At 56.3% G+C, this 19101-nt stretch carries 20 protein-coding genes (1 of these 20 cut by a window edge); 11 read left to right on the top strand and 9 right to left on the bottom strand.

Annotated features, from left to right (window positions below):
• From K1718_RS01340 to K1718_RS01365, 6 genes are all read right to left on the bottom strand, one after another.
• Positions 1-398: the 5' portion of a thiolase family protein gene (locus tag K1718_RS01340; RefSeq protein WP_265679987.1), read on the bottom strand. Its footprint begins 763 nt before the window's first position; 398 of the gene's 1161 nt are visible here — the first part of the coding sequence; its start codon is at positions 396-398; its stop codon lies off the left edge, out of view.
• A complete protein-coding gene (locus tag K1718_RS01345) occupies positions 395-1822 on the bottom strand; it encodes an AMP-binding protein (RefSeq protein ID WP_265679986.1) in 1428 nt (475 codons plus the stop codon). Before K1718_RS01345 ends, K1718_RS01340 begins: the two co-directional genes overlap by 4 nt.
• A gap of 25 nt (positions 1823-1847) precedes the next feature.
• Positions 1848-2402 (bottom strand): biotin transporter BioY, encoded by a 555-nt coding sequence (locus K1718_RS01350; RefSeq protein ID WP_265679985.1) that lies wholly within the window; start codon positions 2400-2402, stop codon positions 1848-1850.
• A gap of 144 nt (positions 2403-2546) precedes the next feature.
• Positions 2547-3146, bottom strand: coding sequence for an energy-coupling factor transporter transmembrane component T family protein (locus tag K1718_RS01355; RefSeq protein ID WP_335343020.1), 600 nt, complete (start codon positions 3144-3146; stop codon positions 2547-2549).
• A 5-nt stretch (positions 3147-3151) separates the two neighbouring features.
• Positions 3152-3928, bottom strand: a complete 777-nt coding sequence (locus tag K1718_RS01360) for an energy-coupling factor ABC transporter ATP-binding protein (RefSeq protein ID WP_265679983.1) — start codon at positions 3926-3928, stop codon at positions 3152-3154.
• A 223-nt stretch (positions 3929-4151) separates the two neighbouring features.
• A complete protein-coding gene (locus tag K1718_RS01365) occupies positions 4152-5561 on the bottom strand; it encodes an aminotransferase-like domain-containing protein (RefSeq protein ID WP_265679982.1) in 1410 nt (469 codons plus the stop codon).
• A gap of 105 nt (positions 5562-5666) precedes the next feature.
• On the opposite strand from K1718_RS01365, the gene K1718_RS01370 reads away from it, so the two are divergent.
• The 5 genes from K1718_RS01370 to K1718_RS01390 all read left to right on the top strand — a co-directional run bounded on the left by K1718_RS01370 (position 5667) and on the right by K1718_RS01390 (position 9931).
• Entirely contained in the window at positions 5667-6263 is a 597-nt protein-coding gene (locus K1718_RS01370; RefSeq protein WP_152499043.1) for a LysE family translocator, read from the top strand.
• 353 nt (positions 6264-6616) lie between these two features.
• On the top strand, positions 6617-7516 hold the full coding sequence (locus tag K1718_RS01375) for a LysR family transcriptional regulator (protein ID WP_265679981.1): 900 nt from the start codon (positions 6617-6619) through the stop codon (positions 7514-7516).
• Positions 7517-7645: 129 nt separating this feature from the next.
• On the top strand, positions 7646-8290 hold the full coding sequence (locus K1718_RS01380) for a phosphoribosylanthranilate isomerase (RefSeq protein WP_265679980.1): 645 nt from the start codon (positions 7646-7648) through the stop codon (positions 8288-8290).
• Positions 8291-8323: 33 nt separating this feature from the next.
• Positions 8324-9529 (top strand): tryptophan synthase subunit beta, encoded by a 1206-nt coding sequence (gene trpB, locus K1718_RS01385; RefSeq protein WP_418068123.1) that lies wholly within the window; start codon positions 8324-8326, stop codon positions 9527-9529.
• Positions 9530-9580: 51 nt separating this feature from the next.
• Positions 9581-9931, top strand: coding sequence for a DUF1127 domain-containing protein (locus K1718_RS01390; protein ID WP_265679979.1), 351 nt, complete (start codon positions 9581-9583; stop codon positions 9929-9931).
• A gap of 90 nt (positions 9932-10021) precedes the next feature.
• Here K1718_RS01390 and K1718_RS01395 read toward each other — a convergent pair whose 3' ends face one another.
• Entirely contained in the window at positions 10022-10228 is a 207-nt protein-coding gene (locus K1718_RS01395) for a hypothetical protein (protein ID WP_152499047.1), read from the bottom strand.
• A 537-nt stretch (positions 10229-10765) separates the two neighbouring features.
• On the opposite strand from K1718_RS01395, the gene trpA reads away from it, so the two are divergent.
• The 4 genes from trpA (at position 10766) to K1718_RS01415 (ending at position 15388) form a co-directional block, all read left to right on the top strand.
• Complete coding sequence (gene trpA / locus K1718_RS01400) at positions 10766-11599, top strand: tryptophan synthase subunit alpha (protein WP_152499048.1); 834 nt, start codon at positions 10766-10768, stop codon at positions 11597-11599.
• 79 nt (positions 11600-11678) lie between these two features.
• The gene (gene accD / locus K1718_RS01405; RefSeq protein ID WP_152499049.1) at positions 11679-12635 is read left to right on the top strand and encodes an acetyl-CoA carboxylase, carboxyltransferase subunit beta; all 957 of its coding nucleotides are present in this window, start codon (positions 11679-11681) and stop codon (positions 12633-12635) included.
• A gap of 137 nt (positions 12636-12772) precedes the next feature.
• A complete protein-coding gene (locus K1718_RS01410; protein WP_152499050.1) occupies positions 12773-14089 on the top strand; it encodes a bifunctional folylpolyglutamate synthase/dihydrofolate synthase in 1317 nt (438 codons plus the stop codon).
• A 36-nt stretch (positions 14090-14125) separates the two neighbouring features.
• Complete coding sequence (locus K1718_RS01415; RefSeq protein WP_265679978.1) at positions 14126-15388, top strand: hypothetical protein; 1263 nt, start codon at positions 14126-14128, stop codon at positions 15386-15388.
• Positions 15389-15445: 57 nt separating this feature from the next.
• Here K1718_RS01415 and K1718_RS01420 read toward each other — a convergent pair whose 3' ends face one another.
• Both K1718_RS01420 and K1718_RS01425 read right to left on the bottom strand, forming a co-directional pair.
• A complete protein-coding gene (locus tag K1718_RS01420; protein ID WP_265679977.1) occupies positions 15446-16363 on the bottom strand; it encodes a bifunctional helix-turn-helix domain-containing protein/methylated-DNA--[protein]-cysteine S-methyltransferase in 918 nt (305 codons plus the stop codon).
• 109 nt (positions 16364-16472) lie between these two features.
• Positions 16473-16934, bottom strand: coding sequence for an Lrp/AsnC family transcriptional regulator (locus K1718_RS01425; RefSeq protein WP_265679976.1), 462 nt, complete (start codon positions 16932-16934; stop codon positions 16473-16475).
• Positions 16935-17140: 206 nt separating this feature from the next.
• Between K1718_RS01425 and rocF the strand changes: the two genes are divergently transcribed.
• Entirely contained in the window at positions 17141-18007 is an 867-nt protein-coding gene (rocF, locus tag K1718_RS01430) for an arginase (protein WP_285806074.1), read from the top strand.
• An 8-nt stretch (positions 18008-18015) separates the two neighbouring features.
• Positions 18016-19101 (top strand): ornithine cyclodeaminase, encoded by a 1086-nt coding sequence (locus K1718_RS01435; protein ID WP_152499055.1) that lies wholly within the window; start codon positions 18016-18018, stop codon positions 19099-19101.

Genomic DNA, 19101 nt, shown 5'->3' on the forward strand with positions numbered 1-19101 from the left:
CCGGACGCTGTCGGACGACGCATTCTTATCGGAGCTCGGCTGAAGCTTTCCGTTCCGCCAGCCAGCACACAGTCAGCCGCACCCGCCTCGATCAACTGAGCTCCGGTCAATATGGCATCAAGACCGGAGCAGCATTGCGTATCCAGCGTCAATGACGGGACCGATTCCGGAAGACCGGCCCTGAGCGCAGCAAGCCGGGCTGGATTGCCGCCGCCATAAAGGGCATTGCCCAGAACCACGTGGTCCACCCGGTCCAGTGGAATGGCCGCATCTTTTACGAGCGCTTTCAACACCGGCGCTGCCAATTCATCGGCTTGCAAGTGAGACAGAGCTCCTCCTCGCGGGGCAACCGCAGTCCGTCTCGCAGCAACGATGACCGCTCGCCGATGTTCGTTCACACCGTGCCTCCCTGGCTTGGCCCCATCAAGTCACGTGTGATTTGTGGAATGTCCGGTTTGCCACCTGCGGTCAGTGGAAGGCTGTTCTTAATGTGAATTTTCTTGGGGAGCTTGCCTTTGGCCAGAACATTTCGGCAATGGCGAAGCAACTCATCTGCGGCGTCATCAAGCGGCGTAGCGAGTTGAACCACAGCTTCCAGGATCTGACCGCGCACCGGATCCGGCCTCCCAACCACCACGGCGGTCGCCACCGCGGCGTGGTTCAGAAGCTGAGCCTCAACTTCTTCGGGATAAACATTGAGGCCCGATGTTACGATCATGCGGTTTGATCGACCGGTCAGGAACAAGAAACCGCTTCCGTCCAGATAGCCGTGATCGCCGACGGTCAACCAGCCTTCGGACCAACGAGTATCCGACGATTGGCCACACAAATATCCGGCAAAAAGCAGGTCGCTTTTGACCCAGATCTCTCCGGCTGTGCCACTTGGCAGGGGATGCGCCGGGTCGCCAATTGCAATTTGTACCCCATGCGCTGCGCGGCCGACTGAGCCTTGCGGAACATAATCGCCCGGCCGTGAAATTGAAATGAAACTCGTTTCAGATGCACCGTAAAATTCCGTCAGGCAGGCATCTGGAAAGATACTGGCCATCGCGGTTCGCTGCCCATCCTGCCATTTCGCACCGCTGACCAAGATCTGTCTGACCGTCTCGACAGGGCCATTGCGCCTGGCCGCTTGCCCCAAGTAGTGAACCTGCGTTGGTGTTGCATAAAGGACGGCTCCCTCCCGGGCTCGATAAAGTTCGGCAAGAAGCTCTTTTGGATCAAAACGCTCCATAAGGACGACTTGATGGCCGCCAGATAATCCATAAACAGCGCCATAAAGGTGCAGCGAATGGGTGAGCCCACCCGCAATGACGATCCTGTTGTTCAGAGCGTTGCCGAATTCACGATCTGATAGCTCAAAACTCTTGAGCCAGGACCTATGAGTGCGGACATATCCCTTTGGAAAACCGCTGCTGCCGGAGGTAAAGCCTGCAAAAAAGAGAGCCTCTTCATCAGGCCTGTCGTCCGTTCGTTGGCCGCTGACCGGATTGAACAGTTGCGAGCCGTGTTGGATGAAAAGGGCCGGACTCACTTCCGCCAGTACAGACTTCATCAAACGGTCCGGCCACTCCGGGTCGACAATCAGAGCGACACGACCCGTGCGCGCTGACGCGTAGAGGCCAATCAGCAACGACATCGGGTCGGCCAGGGCAAGTGCGACCCTGGCACCGGCAATCGTTTCTTGGCAAATTACCGCCGCCGCCGCTTCAATCCGGTCGAACAACTCCAGCCAGGTAAGAGAGGCCGGACCGCATTTTAGCGCGGTGTCTGCGGGCTTTGCCGTCGCATATGCTTCAAGCCGGTCGCCAACAAAGGTCATCCAAGCGGTCCAATCGCCCTACGTCCTAGGTCCTGGATAGGAAGGCAGCCGGCAGGCCTCTTGAAATGGTCTCAGCGACAAGTGCCGTGATGGCGACCTTCAGCAAATCGCCGGGAATGAACACTGCGCTGCCAACCGCTGCCTCGGTGAGCGACAATCCAGCCTTATAGGCAAGTCCTGGAATACCGAAGGCGTAAACTACAACAATCCCTCCGATTGCCGCAGCAATCGCAGAGGACGTAAGCACATTCAATCGTCCGGTTGCGCGCATGATCCAGCCGGCAACAAATGCACCTACCGGCCAACCGATGAGAAAGCCAACGGACGGAGTGAAGAACACGCCCAGACCGCCTCTGCCGCCGGCAAGCAAAGGTGCCCCCAAGGCAATGATAAAGAGAAACAGAAGCACCGCCAGAGCACCGCGAACCGGGCCGAGCATGACACCGGCCAACATGACACCAAGCGTCTGCGCGGTGATCGGGACACCGCTTAAAAACGGTATGGCCACCGGAGGCAGCAGGCCAAGCGCTGCAATGAGAGCAGCATAGAAAGCAACGTGAACCAAAGACCGATCAGCCATATCGTTCATTCCTCTTGAGTGTCTTGTCTCTTTTGTTGCCACAGAACACTTTCGTACAAGGCGTTCCGTCCAACGCAGTTGTGTCGGGCGCCGGATACCCCAGTTTCAGCCCGGATGCCAGACCTGGCCATACCTGCGACTCAACTATCTTGTCAGTCCGTTTGAGCCGCCCCGTGCTTTCAATGCCTCTGCGACATGGTCCGACATGCGAAGGGATTGTATGGCAAATGGTGCCAACAGACGCCAGGAACCGGTTGATCCCGTTCGCGCCCGATAAGCTTCCCGCAACACTGAAAAGACTTGCAGCATGTAGGGTGTGAAGCGAAGGACGAGAGTGACCCCGAGCGCAGGTTTGCGCGATGAAACCCCAAACCATTCCAGCGGCCGGAAAAGCGGTTGCACGGCTGCCATCATATCGTCCATGCGCGTCGTGACAGACACAAAATTCGCTGCGAGGATCATGACCAGAAGCCTCAAAATGATGGCAAATCCTTCCAGGAGCGTTCCGGACAGCCAGTGCAGTGCCAGCAGACATGCAAGAAGCACTGACAACCCGCGCAAGAGCTTTAACCGGGCCAGACCTTGTCGACCCAAACTGGCATAAAGACAGATGACGACAGCCAGACACGGCAGGAGGACCCAGAACCACGTCACCTGAAACAGCACGATACTAGCGACAGCGACCGCTACCAACTTTGGACCCGCCGGGAGCCGATGCGCCCAAGTGTCACCAGGAATTTGCATCGCGATCACAGCGCAACAAGCTCCAATTTGCTGCCCAATCTGCTGTCAAGATCAGCGCGGTAGGCCGCAAGCACTTCATGCGGTGCCCCGTCCATGCGCAAGCGCCCTTCCTCAAGCCAAAGGATGCGGTCAAAGCCTTCAAAATGACTGAGATCATGGCTGACAAGGACGATCTTTTGCGGCAACGACATCAGCATTGATCGAATGCGGCTGGTCGCAAGAGCGTCAAGACTGGTCATGGGCTCATCGAGCACCAGAAGCCGAGGCTCCATAACCAGCACCGCCAGAATGCAGATCAGCTGCTTCTGGCCTTCCGAGAGTTCTGAAATCGGCCTTTCAGCCAGCGCTTCACACCCATGGGTGGCGAGAAACAGCCGCGCCTCGCGGCGGCTTTTATCCTTTTCGTATCCAAGCTGTGTGAGACCGAAGGCAATTTCTTCTTCAACTGTTGGAAAGATCGCTTGATGATCTGGGTTCTGGAACACGAAGCCCACATGACGTGGCAGTTCTGGTTCGGCAATCGTTGCCGGTGCACCAAATAGCGAAAGGTCACCGCTGCTGGGAGTGCGCAGTCCATTCAGAAGCCTTACGAAAGTGCTTTTCCCAGAGCCGTTTAACCCTATTACACCGATGCGATCTTCGTTGAGACGTAATGTCAGATCACTCAGAACTGACCGATCCGCGATTTCCAGAGTGACGTTTTCAAAGGCAGCAAACGGCTTGGCGTCCGGGTCGCAGACACGCGTTTCAGTCTGTTTGCTTTTCCTTGGCCAGAACGCCATATCACCTCGCCGCCAGTCGGCCGCTTCAAGAGTTTTCTCTTAGCTTCGCGCCGCTTATCGACCGGAAACCCTTTTGTGTCAAAGACGCTTCATTTTACGTGACGCAGCAGAAGCAGCAAATCGGCAATAGGGGCATTCACCATTTCACCGACTTGCGCACAGCGTTCCGTCGGCGTCCGGCCGCACGAACGCTTTTCCAAAACTATAGGCGCTGCGAGAGGACTTAGCCGACCGGACGCGTCAGCTCAGGCAGATCAGCCAATTGATTGATTGTTGACCTGATGCGCTTCAGTGCCCAGACGAAGCGGTCATCGGAAGGCTCGGACCCGAAGGTGAGGCGCACATACGGGGCAGATTCATAGTCCCTCACCTGGAAATGGCGGGACGACAACACGGACACTCCCTGATGGCCAAGGGCTGCCTGCAAGGCGTCCGGGTCGACCTGATCCGGCAAGCGCAACCAGCCGAACACCTTGTCGGTGCCGCTTTGCAGGAAATGAGGCGCTAGAATTTCGCGTGCGTTCAAGAATCTGCTTCTGTTGGCTTTTCGCTTCAGACGCAGGGTTCTGAACAACAATCCTTCGCGCACCCAACCTGCGATCAGCTCCGCCGTTATGGGCGACGCCATCCAGGTGCTTTCACCAATCTTGTTGCGGATGCTGTCTCCAAAAGACGCTGGCACATGAACAAAACCGATCCGGCTTCCCGGCGAACAGACCTTGGAGATGCTTGCAATCGAGGCCGTCAATTCAGGTGCGAGAGCACCGAAAGACGGCAGCGTCTCCGGCAGGAAAGGGGTATAGGGATCATCTTCGACAATCTTGAGATCATTTTCACGTGCCACACGCACCAGATCTTCACGCTCCGTGATCGACATGGTGTGGGTAGTCGGGTTCTGCATGTTGGGCATGAGGAAAACGCCCTTGACACCATGAGTTCTGGCGGCAGATGCCAATGCGTCCGGATCCATTGCTCCAAAGCCGCCATCTTCTCGCCTGAGCGCGGGAAGAGGCACGGCTTTCAGCCCGAGGCTGGAGAGCGAGCTGAAGATCGAGGGGTAGGTAAACCGGTCGACCGCAACCGCGTCTCCGGTTCTGAAAAGGGCCTGACAGGTCACCTGAATTCCATGCTGAGCGCCACAAGTCACAGCAACGCGGGCAGGATCGGCCTCGAGCCCGTAATCCTTGAATACTAGCACTCCGGTTTCCCGATGAGCCCTCAGGCCTTCAGACGGGACAAACCCGTTCAATCGATCGATGCCGTTCGTCTTCGCCATGCGCACCAGACCCTCGGCAAGGCTCGGATTCAGGTGCGGATAAGCAAAATTTCGGGCGAGGTCACAAGCTTCTGGCTCGTCCTCTTGGGGTACGAGTGGAGAAACCTTCTGCGTTTCTGAGGCCACATAGGTTCCCCGACCAGTTTCTCCCTTCACCAGACGGCGGCGTTCAGCTTCGCCATAGGCACGTGTAATCGTTCCGAGTGTAACACCCAGCTGATAAGCAAGCTCGCGCTGCGGCGGCAACCGGTCACCTTGAGCCAGCGCCCCGGCCTGTATGTCGCCTTCAAGGGCGTCGGCGATTGCAAGATAAATGGGACCTGCAGCGGCCTCTATGTTCGGAATCCACATTGTCATGAGAACAATGTTATCATTGACGCATACAATTTTTCAAGACAGTTAGAGTCTTCACTGCTTTGTATCAATTGTATTTATCTAGACGATACAATGACTGGAGACAAAATGGACCCCGCGACACTTCTAGCCTTTGCGGTCTTCATCATCGTCATGACCGGCACGCCCGGTCCGGGCAATCTGACTTTTCTGGCGATCGGCGCGTCAGCGGGATATCGAACCGCCTTTCCGGTCATTCTGGCGTCTGTTGTCGGCGCATGGCCACTGAAACTCAGCGTCGCTTACGGATTAGGTCACGTCATGGCAGGCGGCGGAACAATTGTTACCGTGTTCAAGGTTCTGAGCATGGCTTACATGACCTATCTTGCATGGAGAATTGTCTCACTCTCGATCAAACCGAAAGGAGAGGTTGCCCTGCCAAGCTTCTGGGAGGGGCTTTTGATTCATCCGCTCAGTCCGAAGACGTGGGCGATGAACCTTGTTGCTTTCTCGACTTTCCTTGCGGGAAACGGCCTCGGCATTCACGAGAACGCCTTGATTTTGCTGGTTGGGTTTTCACTAGGCGGCCTGGTTTTTCACTCGCTTTGGGCGCTTGTCGGCGTTTCCATTCTTGCAGTTATCGGTGAGGGACCGTTCATGCGCGCCATCACCGTTGTCATGGCTGCCGGTATGCTGGCCGCAACTGCCTGGGCTCTTCTGCTTTGAAGCTCCTGGATCTCCAGTCACTTTGACTGCAGGTCCATTTCCAACCGCCACTTCTCGTGCAAGGAAGCCGCCTCAAACGCGGTGTCGCTAAGGCCGATGTCTCGCATCAGAGCTGGTGACAAGTCGCCGGGAGCAATGCGTTTCGGGCGTCGGCGGGACCGCCGGTTGAACATCATTGCAAAAAACCTCTTTATGAAACCTGGGGGTTGTCTTTCAACCAACACCTCATCGACTTCACATCGAATGCACTCTGACATCTATGTAACTCCTTGGCTTTAGGAAGTTACATATCGATCCGGTATGCTTGTCTTACCAACGAAATCTCGATAAGTACGCATAAGGGAAACTTATGCATGTCAAACAATATGCCGCCGCTCTCAGCTATCCGCGCATTTGAAGCCGCAAGCCGCCACCTCAGTTTCACCAAGGCTGGAGAGGAGCTCGGCATGACGCAGGCGGCCGTCAGCTACCAGATCCGGCTTCTGGAAGAACGACTCGGTTTTCAGCTCTTCACCAGGAAGACGCGCCGGATCGAACTGACAGAGCATGGCGCTGAACTTGCGGCAAAGGTTGTTGAGTCCTTCACATCCCTGAGACAGGCCTTCGAAGACGTAACAGACAAGAATGCTGGCCAACTTGTCGTTTCCAGCAACACCACCTTCGCTGTGAATTGGCTGTCCAATCGTCTGGTTCATTTTCAGATGCAAAATCCCGACATTGCCGTGCGCATTCTCCCCTATGGTCCTGACGCACATCCTCGTTTTGAAAGTTCTGATGTCGTCGTGTCCGCATGCAAGGCACCTCCGAAAGACTGGATCGCGCATGAGGTCGTCAAGGCGACCTTTACCCCTATGCTGAGCCCCGTGCTTGCCGAGACCATCGGGGGCGTCAAACAACCAGAGGACATTCTGAAACTGCCGCTCGTGGATCCGCAGGATCCATGGTGGGAAATCTGGTTTGCCGCAGCCGGTATTCCGGATGTGGATCTCAGCAATTATCCGAACTCACGCATGGGTTCGCAGGCGCTTGAAGCAAACAGGGCCATTGCAGGTCAGGGCGTGGCTATCCTGACGCCTTATTTTTGCAAAAGCGCCATAGAGACGGGCCAACTGATCCAGCCGTTTGAATTGACCTGCCGTGTGGAGGCCGAAAGCTGGTTCTTGAGCTATCCGCCGATCAACCGGACCAGCCGCAAAGTCAGGTTGTTCCGTGACTGGGTTTCGGACGAGTTGAAACGCGACGGAATGCTCTAGCTGACATTCGTTACCGAGGTAGCATCACACAGCCTGCCGAAGGCTTCGCCGATGCCGTCACGTTTTGAAAAAGTGAAACGCCAATTCCTCTTTTGACAAACCGCGCTGCAGCGGCGATACCTCAACCCCATGTCGGATATCAAAGTAAAAATTTGCGGCCTGTCGACCGAAGAAACCATGGAAGCTGCGCTGGATGCCGGCGCGGACATGGTCGGCCTGATGTTTTTTCCAAAGAGTCCACGCCACGTTTCCTTGAGCGATGCCTGCAAGCTGGCCGACATGGCCCGTGACCGTGCTGAAATCGTGGCCGTGACGGTGGATATGGATCTGGACGGTCTTTCGCGGATCAAGGAACTGGTGGCGCCCGACACGTTCCAGTTCCACGGCAGTGAAGCACCCGAAGCATGTGCGGCCGCTAAGGTGATGCACGGAACCGGCGTTATGAAAGCCGTGTCGGTGGCCGCGAAGGAAGATCTGGAAAAGGCACTGTATTATTCGGTCGTCGCAGACCGGATCCTATTTGATGCCAAGCCACCAAAGGGATCGGACCTGCCAGGCGGAAACGGTGTTTCTTATGACTGGTCGCTGCTCAAAGACCTTGACCTGAAGAAGCCCTTCATGCTTTCGGGTGGATTGAATGCAGACAATGTCGCCGAGGCGATCCGCGTAAGCGGCGTAAAGGAAGTCGATGTCTCTTCGGGTGTTGAGCGAGACAAAGGCGTCAAGGACAGCAATCTAATTCGCGCATTTATGGCAGCGGTCAAAGCGGCCTGACCTGCCGGACGAAGGAGAATACGCGTGAACGACATGGCGAACAGCATCCGGACCGGTCCGGACGATCGCGGACATTTCGGAATTTTTGGAGGCCGCTATGTGGCCGAAACCCTGATGCCACTGATCCTTGATCTGGAGCAGCACTACAAGGATGCGAAGGACGACCCGGCATTTCATGCCGAAATCGAATCCCTGAACACGCATTATACCGGTCGGCCGTCACCGCTCTATTTCGCCGAACGCCTGACTGAAGAACTCGGCGGCGCCAAGATCTATTTCAAGCGTGATGAGCTGAACCACACCGGATCTCACAAGATCAACAACTGTCTCGGTCAGATCCTGCTTGCCAAACGCATGGGTAAAACCAGGATCATTGCTGAAACGGGCGCCGGACAGCATGGTGTCGCAACCGCCACGGTTTGTGCACGCTTCGGCTTACCGTGCGTGGTTTATATGGGCAAGACCGATGTGGAACGGCAAAAGCCCAACGTTTTCCGCATGAAGCTGCTAGGTGCAGAAATTGTTCCAGTGACAGCTGGTGCCGGCACGCTGAAAGACGCGATGAACGAAGCACTGCGCGACTGGGTCACCAATGTCGACAACACCTACTATCTGATCGGAACTGCTGCCGGTCCACATCCCTATCCGGAAATGGTCCGCGACTTTCAGTCGGTAATCGGCAAAGAATTGCGCGAGCAAATCGTTGAGGCCGAAGGCCGGCTTCCGGATGCGCTTGTTGCCGCGGTTGGCGGCGGGTCAAACGCCATCGGGCTCTTCCATCCGTTCCTGGATGACAAGGATGTCAAAATCTACGGCGTGGAAGCAGGCGGTCACGGCCTGGAAGGCGAGGAGCATTGCGCTTCCCTGACTGCAGGCAAACCGGGCGTGCTGCACGGCAACCGAACATTTCTGCTTCAGGACGATGACGGGCAAATCCTGGAAGGGCACTCCATTTCGGCCGGACTCGATTATCCGGGCATCGGGCCTGAGCACTCCTGGCTGAAAGACATCGGCCGCGTCGAATATGTTCCGATCATGGACAATGAGGCATTGGAAGCATTTCAGCTTCTGACACGTGTCGAAGGCATTATCCCGGCACTCGAACCATCGCACGCATTGGCTTATGTCGCCAAGCTGGCACCTCAGATGGACAAGGACCAGATTATCGTCATGAACCTTTGTGGTCGTGGCGACAAGGATGTCTTCGCCGTTGGCCAAATGCTCGGCTTCGATTTGTAAAATCGATCTCGTCGCACCTCATTTTTTTGGAAAGCCGCGCCTGACCATGGCGTGGCTTTTTCGTTTTCACGCCTGGCACCCCTGTTCCGGGGCTTTGTTAACCTGCTCAGCCAATTCGGCATTGCTGCAATGCAAACTTGTGCGTTGTCCGCAAAAATGGCGGGACTAAATTATGTGCAAAGAAAAACCGTGCACGACACCTCATCCGCCCCCTCTCAAAGGAACACACCAATGGCATTCGACATGATTAGCGGTTTTGTTCGCGATGTTCGCGCCGCACACCGCACGGCAAACGAAATTGAACGCTTGAACCACATGAACACGGCTCAGCTTGCTGACCTCGGCCTGGAGCGCAGCGATATCGCGAGCCACGCCTTCGGTAAATATTTCAAGAAGCGATAACGATCGCTGGCGGACAGAGCCGCTAAACGATCCGGTTGACGGACCTCGTAAATGAAAAAGCCGTGCGCCTGCTCATCAGCGCACGGCTTTTCATTTGATGGGCTTGATTGCAAAGGCAGCCTGGAGAAACTGCTGCCTCCCGCGAGCATCAAGCGATCTAACCTGAGCGGTCAACTCTGGCGCTGTGTGTGACCCGGTTTCCGGTTGCTGCGATCCGTTGATGTTGAATTCTATGACGCGTCTCCAGAACCGCTCACCAAGTGGCTTCGGTGCTGGTTCAAAGAGGGAATGGGCCATTTTCAGCTCCTTGTTTTCTTCGATGGCTTTCTAGTTCAAACAAAATAGACGCACAGAGTGCATATTTCCAGAGGCAATTGATGCGCCTCTGACAATCCAGCCATGCATTTTTAGCAAGCCTGATTTGCAGTCAGCGCTATTGCTGCAGTGCAAAAATCTCATAAGTATCCTGCTTCGAATGGTTTTATAAATCTGGTTCCTCCGGTGTAAGATGAGTGTTTTGCAGGCTATCCTTTTAAGTGCACCTTCCGCTGCACCGCTTTCGACGGTTTTTCGCGGTACGGGCGGTCCGTGCCTGCGCGCCGCAAAAGCGAGGGGCATCCGCAGCGAACACGTCTATCGAGCCGACGCTGAGTTTCGCGCAATCGGATTGATTGATTATCCGAGCAAGTAAAGATCTCGGCCTGCCGACCCCGATGGTCTCAAAACCAAACCGAATTCCTGCACAATAGATTGACATTCCGCACGCTGCGCCCGTACATCGCTCAGATGACAGAGCCTGTGCGATATGGCCGGGCGGAAAAAGGGTAGCAGTGAATGACGGAAACGCGCATCGATCGCCGTTTTAAAGCTTGTGCAGAGGCCGGAAGACCGGCGCTGGTCACCTTTATTACCGCTGGAGATCCGGATCTAGAAACGTCGCAAGCCGTTCTCAACGCGCTTCCTGCCGCCGGTGCCGATGTGATTGAGTTGGGAATGCCATTTTCCGACCCGATGGCAGAAGGCATTCCGATCCAATTAGGCAACCAGCGCGCTCTTGCTGCCGGACATACCATGGACAAGACGTTGGACATGGTGCGGGCTTTCCGGAAGCAGGATCAGGATACGCCAATCATTTTAATGGGGTACTTCAACCCCATCTATGTGCGCGATCCCAAAAAATTCGTACACGTTGCCAAGGACGCGGGCGTGGACGGTTTCATCATTGTCGACATTCCGGCCGAAGCGGACGATGAATTCTGCATTCCTGCCCTGGAAGCCGGTCTCAACTTCATTCGTCTCGCCACGCCGACGACCGATGACAAGCGCCTTCCGGCCGTTCTGGCCAACACCTCAGGTTTCGTCTATTACGTCTCGGTGACTGGAATTACCGGTGCCAGCATTGCGGATACCGGCCGGGTGACCACTGCGGTAAATCGCATCAAGGGCCATACCGAACTGCCGGTCGCGGTTGGTTTTGGCGTCAAGACGGCCGATCAGGCCGCCGTCATCGGCAAAGATGCAGACGGTGTCGTTGTCGGGTCGGTTCTTGTTAATGCCATTCGCGACAGCCTGGACGAAGCCGGCAAGGCCACCGACAAAACCGTTCAGGCAGTGTCGGACGTGGTCAGTGACCTGGCCTCCGGTTGTGCCCGAGCCCGTCAGGCCTGACGGTTGAAATGAATTGAAGGAATTGCGGCGGACCCCATATCTCCGCCATAGGTAACTCGAGTATTGGGACGCGCCTGACGTGAACTGGATCAATTCTATTGTACGCCCCAAGATCCGGGATCTTTGGAAAAAACGAGAAGTTCCGGAGAACCTTTGGATCAAATGTCCGGAAACCGGAGAAATGGTCTTTCATCGGGATCTGGAGGCCAACCTTTGGGTGATTCCGAACTCCGGTCATCACATGCGCATGCCTGCGCGCAAACGACTTGATTCGTTTTTCGATGGTGGAAAACATACCCCTGTCGAGTCGCCAGAGGTTCAGGCAGACCCTTTGAAATTCCGTGACAGCAAACGCTACACGGATCGCATGAAGGACGCTCGTTCCAAGACGGGCGAAAACGAGGCCGTCCATGTGGCGCAGGGTAATGTCAACGGCATGGCCATGACTGTTGCCGTGCAGGACTTCACCTTTGTCGGCGGATCGCTCGGCATGGCTGTCGGCGAGGCCATCCTTGCAGGCATGATGAAAGCCGTTGAAGACAAAACACCGTTTGTGATGTTTGTTGCTTCCGGCGGTGCCCGGATGCAGGAAGGCATTTTGTCATTGATGCAGATGCCACGCACGACAGTCGGCGTGCAAATGCTGCGTGAAGCGGGTCTGCCTTACATCGTCGTGCTGACAAACCCGACAACCGGAGGTGTTTCTGCATCTTATGCAATGCTCGGCGATATTCATATCGCAGAGCCGGGTGCCCAGATCGGCTTTGCCGGCCGCCGCGTGATCGAGCAGACCGTCCGCGAAAAACTTCCGGAAGATTTTCAGACCGCTGAATATCTCCTCGATCATGGCATGATCGATATGGTCGTGCCGCGACAGGAGATGAAAGACACCATCGCTCGTGTCTGCGGCATCCTCATGAAACGCGAAGTCGAGCTGCCGCGCCTGGAAGCTCCCAAAGAGCCTGCGCAGGACACTGAAGACAATGCTGAAAAGGCGGCTGAAGAACCCGCCAAGGAAGCTGAAGCGTCAGCCTAAGCGCGCAAATTTTCCGTAAAATGTCGCGAATGCGGCAATTCACGACATTTCCGGGCTGTTCGCTTGTCTCGCGAGCAGCCATATCCTAAAGGCGTAACAGACGCTGTAACGGATGACAGGACCCTGCGGAGGGCGCCTTGGATCAAATCACGAAAATTCTGGACCGCCTTCTGGCGCTGCACCCCAAAGAGATCGATCTATCACTTGGTCGGATGCATCGGCTGCTGGCAGCCCTCGATCACCCCGAGCAACGCCTGCCCCCGGCTATCCATATTGCCGGCACAAACGGCAAGGGATCGGTGACGGCGACGATGCGGGCTATCCTGGAGGCTTCCGGAAAACGATGCCACGTTTATACCTCACCGCATCTGGTCTCCTTCAATGAGCGCATCCGGCTGGGTAGCGATGGAAAGTTCGTCTCCGACCCTTTGCTTTTCGACGCGCTTCACCGCTGCGAAGAAGCCAATGCTGGCGCCGAAATAACCTTTTTCGAAATTACGACCGCAGCGGCGCTTCTCCTCTTTGCCGAACAACCGGCAGACATTTTGCTGCTTGAAGTCGGACTGGGCGGCCGTCTCGATGCAACCAATGTGGTCGACGAGCCCCTGGTCTCGATCATCACACCAGTGTCCATGGACCACGAGAAGTTCCTTGGCAACGATCTGGCGGTCATCGCTCGGGAGAAAGCCGGCATCATCAAGCACGGCGTGCCGGTCATCTGCGCAGCACAAGAAGACACAGCCCTGCCTGAAATCACACGACAAGCCGCACGCAACCGCGCACTCATCCAGGTTTTTGGTCAGGACTTTATCGCCCAGGAAGACCAGGGTCGCATGGCGTTTCAGGATGAGGAAGGTTTGATCGACCTGCCACTTCCCGTGCTGGGCGGAAGACATCAGTTCGAAAACGCGGCCCTTGCCATCGCCGCTCTGAAAGTGGCTCATCTCCTGCCCGGCGAAGCAACGATTGCCGATGGGCTCAAACATGTGAACTGGCCCGGTCGTCTGCAACCGCTGACCCACGGTGCTCTTCTCGACATGTGCCCGGCGGGCGCTGAAGTCTGGATCGATGGTGGCCACAACCCTGGCGCCGGAATCTCGGTCGCCCAATTCATGGGTGAACAGGAAGAACGCACTCCGCGCCCGCTCTATCTGATCGCCGGCATGCTAACAACCAAAGATCCGGTCGGGTATTTTCGACCCTTTCACGGACTGGTCCGTCATGTGGGCACTGTGCCAATCTCGACAACGTCGACTGGGAGAACACCCGAAGACCTGGCAGACCTTGCCCGTTGCGCCGGACTTGAGGCGACACCGTTTCAATCGCTGGACGCAGCCCTTGCGGATGTGGCAGCTTGTGCGCAACAGGACGGCGAAGCGCCCAGGATCTTGATTTGCGGTTCGCTTTATCTGGCCGGTGAGGCCCTGGCGCGCAACGGAATGGCGCCAGATTGAGCACTTTCCGGCCAAGGCTATCAGGAGGTCAGCCGGATGAAACGCCCGATTAGTATACTTGCCAGTTTCGCCGGTGCGTTGCTTGGAACGGCCCTGTTGGCGGGACCGGCGATGTCACTGAGCGAGCAATATGAAACGCCGCCAGAGCAGGACCCTGCGGTTGTGCTGGACGGCAAGCAGCTTGGACCCGGTTATGCGGTTCTCGCTCCGGTTCGAAGTGACGGCTTCCTGCGCATCTACCAGCTGCAAACAGATCTCGGTGTGGAACGGATTGAGGGCGATGGCCTTTTGAAACTGCGGCTCTCCGAGCTCAAGGTTCTGGTCGCCCTGGAAAGCCTGAAGAATGACGCCAGCTTCGTCGATGGATTGAAGCAGGCCGCGATGAAGCCGGTGGATTTCGTCGAGAACACGGTGACTGACCCGGTAGGGACTGCCAAAAACACGGTTTCCGGCGTCGGTCGGATGTTCGGCCGCCTGACCAAAGGTGTGGAGTCGGCCGTTACCGGCAAAGGCGGATCTCCCGCTGAATTGGCAAAAGCGATAACCGGGCAGGCCCGCGAACGTCGAGAACTTGCGGTTGAGCTCAGCGTCGATCCCTATACTTTCTATCGGCCACTGTCTGAAAAGCTGGACGAAACAGCGAGCGTTACAACAGCGGGCAACTGGACAGTCAGCGCGATTACGGCATTGCTTCCGGGCGGACTGGTCGTGTCGGCAGCACGTCAGGCTGACAATTTGAGCACGCTCATCATCGACAGCTCTCCCTCGGAGCTGGAAGAACGGACCGCTGCAGCTCTGCGCAATGCCGGTATCAGCGATCAGACGATCTCAAGAATTGCTGCCAACCCGTTTTATACGATCTCCGAAAAGGCCGCGATTGCTTATCAGCTTCAGGCCATGCCCGGTGTTCAGGACCTCGACCTGATCGCAGCCAAAGCCGCAGATGCCGAAAGCAGGGACATTGCCTATTTTCAACTGCGCCGCATTGTGCTTCTGGAGACCTACAATCGTGAAATCTCGGGTCTGAGTCAGATCAAGGAAGTTTCAAACATACCGGTTGCCATCCGTCGTGACGGTCTGGCCGCAGTTGTGCTTCCGCTTGACGAAGTTTCCTGGACGCAGACCGTGGCACAGACATTTTCGGCTATTCACACCGGCCTTGGCCAGTTGCCTTTTCCGCCCTCGGGCGTCGACTTCCTGATCACAGGCGAGCTGACCCCGATGGCTGCCGAAAGGATCACATCCTTCGGCTGGGAGATCACCGGAGACTATCCGATGCCCAAAGGGCCCGTGCATTAGACGAAAGAGCCTTCGCCCTTAACTCGATGGTCGAATGTGACCACCTAGGGAACACCCTCAAACACACTCCAGAACCGGGCCGGAGAGACCGCTTTCCCAGCCCAGGATTGCCCTTTTGCGGGTGAGCCCCCAATGGTAGCCGCCCAGTTTTCCCCCCTTGGCAAGCACCCTGTGACACGGCACGACAAAGGAAATCGGATTGCGGCCGACTGCTGTGCCGACGGCCCGCGAGGCTTTCGGCTTGCCGATCGAGGTGGCGATATCGGAATAGGTTGTTGCCTGACCCATTGGAATTCTGAGCAAGGTTTGCCAGACCCGAATTTCAAAATCCGTTCCGATCATGACTACGTTCAAAGGTTGGTCTTGCTGCCACTTCTCGGGATCGAACACGCGATCCGCATACGTAGCGGTCGCGTCCTGATCGGGAACGAATTGCGCAGCCGGCCAACGATCACACATATCCGTCAGGGCTTCTTCCTCGCCGCCCGGATCCGCAAATCCAAGACCGGCAAGTCCCTTGTCCGTTGCCATGACCAGAACCTGCCCGAACGGCGAAGGGTGAAATCCGTAGGCTATCTTCAGTCCTGCGCCCCTGTTGCGGTAGTCACCCGGCGTCATTGCCTCATGCGTGACAAAAAGGTCGTGCAGCCGGGACGAGCCGGAAAGACCAACTTCGTAGGACGCATCCAGGACACTGGCACTATCTCGCAAGAGAGCCTTGGCGTGATCCAGTGTTATGGCTTGCAGAAACTGTTTTGGCGTCAACCCAGCCCATCTGGAAAACACTCTTTGCAACTGGATGGGCTGAAGACCAGCCTCTCCTGCCAATTGCTCAAGTGACGGCTGCTCGCGCCAGTCTTCGGTAATACGCTTCAACGTTCTACGTACGATTTCATAGTGTTCGGCGGCTTCCGCACCAACGCAGATCGGCGTTGGATCAGAAGTCAAGCTCGTAAGGTCGAGTGCTTTGGTCATGTCAGATCCATCAGCTCTATTCAGTCTGCGTTGATCCTAGCGGGCCAGCAGAACCAGCGCGACCCGATTTGCGATCCGACTTGGGCGACGATTTAGAGGGCAAGGCCCATCAACCCAGAACATCCCTGAACTCACTTGCAGATGCAGCAGGACCTTTTCTGGTCGACAGCAGAAGATTGGTTTCCGTGCCCGTGATGCCCTCGATCAGCCGAATGCGGTTCAATGCATCATCAAAGGCTGCCAGATCCCGCGTTGCGATTTCCAGAACCAGGTCCCATTTGCCGTTGGTGGAGTGAATGGCTCGGACTTCCGTCATGGCACTCAGGGCTCTGGACACCGGGTCGGTGTTGTGACCATCGACCACAACCAGGGTCACGGCCCTGATCGGCAGATCGCGCCAATCATCGCGCAAGACCGCCGTGAAGCCGAGTATCTCACCCGACTCGATCAGTTTCTCCATGCGCGCACGCACGGTTGCCCGGGACACTTTCAGATCACTTGCCAAATCGGACACCGATCGACGGCCATCATGGCGTAAATGCGAGACTAGGCGAAGATCGAGATCATCCATTGAACCATTTTGAGTAATTGAAGCTATCAAAATGATAAATCTTACCGCACATTTGATCAAGTTGCCGGATTTACTCCGCCGCGGCGTTTGCGCACACTTTCCAGATATTGCGAATTCAGGCGGAGAATGGCGTGGACGTTGTCGGAAAACAGATTGCCCTTGTTGGCGCGCCGGTTGACGAAGGCGCCGGTCAGAGAGGCTGTCTGATGGGCCCGGACGCCTATCGGACCGCCGGGCTGGCGGACACTCTGGAAGATCTCGGGCACTCAGTCACCGATCACGGCAATCTGAAACCGGCTGACGTTGGCGATCTGGCTTCGCCCAATCCCGTGCTTAAAAATTTCCCGGCCTATGCCGGCTGGACCCGCACGCTGCACCAAAAAGCCGCCCAGCTCGGCGAAAACCCGATTGTGCCGGTCTATCTTGGCGGCGACCATGCCATGGCTGCGGGAACAGTCTCCGGACAGGCGCGAGCAGCAGCGCGCCTCGGACGCCCGCTTTTTGTACTCTGGCTAGACGCCCATTCCGATTTTCACACCTTCGATACCACTGCCAGCGGCAATCTCCACGGCACACCGCTTGCGTTTGTCTGCGGTTTGCCTGGATTCGATGCGCTTCTCGGCGATCCGTTGAAACACACGGTCGACCCGAAAAACGTTGAGATCCTGGGTGTCCGTTCCATTGATGACGCTGAGCGCAGACAACTTCTTGATCATGGCGTTGGCGTTCGCGACATGCGCCAGATCGATGAAGACGGCATTGCCGGACTGCTGAGACCCTTCTTGAACCGTGTGAAGGCTGCAAACGGATTGCTTCATGTCAGCCTTGATGTGGACTTCCTTGATCCGGATATCGCGCCGGCGGTTGGAACCACAGTGCCTGGTGGCACCACTTTTCGCGAGGCGCATCTCGTCATGGAGATGCTTCATGACAGCGGACTTGTCAGCTCGCTCGATCTCGTCGAACTCAACCCATTTCTGGATGAACGCGGAAAAACCGCGCGTCTGATGGTCGAACTGACAGGTAGCCTATTCGGTCGCCGTGTCTTCGACCGCCCGACCAGAAGCTTCTAGAGGACATCATGACCAACAACACCATCAATCTGTCCCCCTCGGATCTCGCATTCGTTCCGTTTGTCAGCGTCGACAACATGATGCGCAACGTGCGGTCCGTCGGTGTGGAAACCTTCATGCGTGGCCTTGCAGGATATATCGAAGAGGATTTCCTGCGCTGGGAAAGCTTCGACAAGAAGCCGCGCATTCCCGCACATGCCCCTGAAGGGGTGGTTGAGTTGATGCCGACAAGCGATGGCAAGACTTTTGGCTTCAAGTATGTCAACGGTCATCCCGGCAACATGCGCGAGGGCCTGCAGACCGTGACCGGGTTCGGCGTGCTGTCGGATCTGGCAACAGGTTATCCCGTGCTGTTCACTGAAATGACCATCCTGACCGCATTGCGAACAGCTGCCAATTCAGCCCTGGCGGCCAAATACCTTGCACCAGAGGGATCGACAACCATGGCCGTGATCGGCAATGGCGCACAGTCCGACTTTCAGTGCCTTGCATTCAAGGACATGCTCGGTATAACAGAGATACGGGCTTACGACATCGACCATGGCGCCAGCATTCGGCTTGCGCGCAATCTCGCCAGTTCCGGGCTCAACGTCACCATCTGCAAAACACCCGAGGATGCGATCGAAGGTGCGGAGATCATCACAACAGTTACGGCCGACAAGCGTTACGCGACGATCCTGACTGACAACATGGTCGGCTCAGGCGTGCACATCAACGCGATCGGTGGCGATTGCCCAGGCAAGACAGAGTTGCACAAAGACATTCTGTTGCGATCTGACATTTTCGTCGAATTTCCCGAGCAGACCCGGATCGAAGGCGAATTGCAACAACTGGACGCCGATCACCCTGTCACCGAGCTCTGGCAAGTCTATGCCGGCAATGCGGAAGGTCGAACAGGCAAGGATCAGATTACCTTGTTCGACAGCGTCGGGTTTGCGATAGAGGACTTTGCAGCGCTGCGTTATGTGCACGACATGCTGCCTCAGACAGGCCATTTCGAAAAACTGGACCTTCTTGCAGATCCGGATGACCCGCGCGATCTCTATGGGATGGTTTTGCGCTCCGGTGCCAATGGCGACAATCAGGCCGCCTGA

Source organism: Roseibium porphyridii (genome assembly GCF_026191725.2).
Lineage (GTDB): Bacteria > Pseudomonadota > Alphaproteobacteria > Rhizobiales > Stappiaceae > Roseibium > Roseibium porphyridii.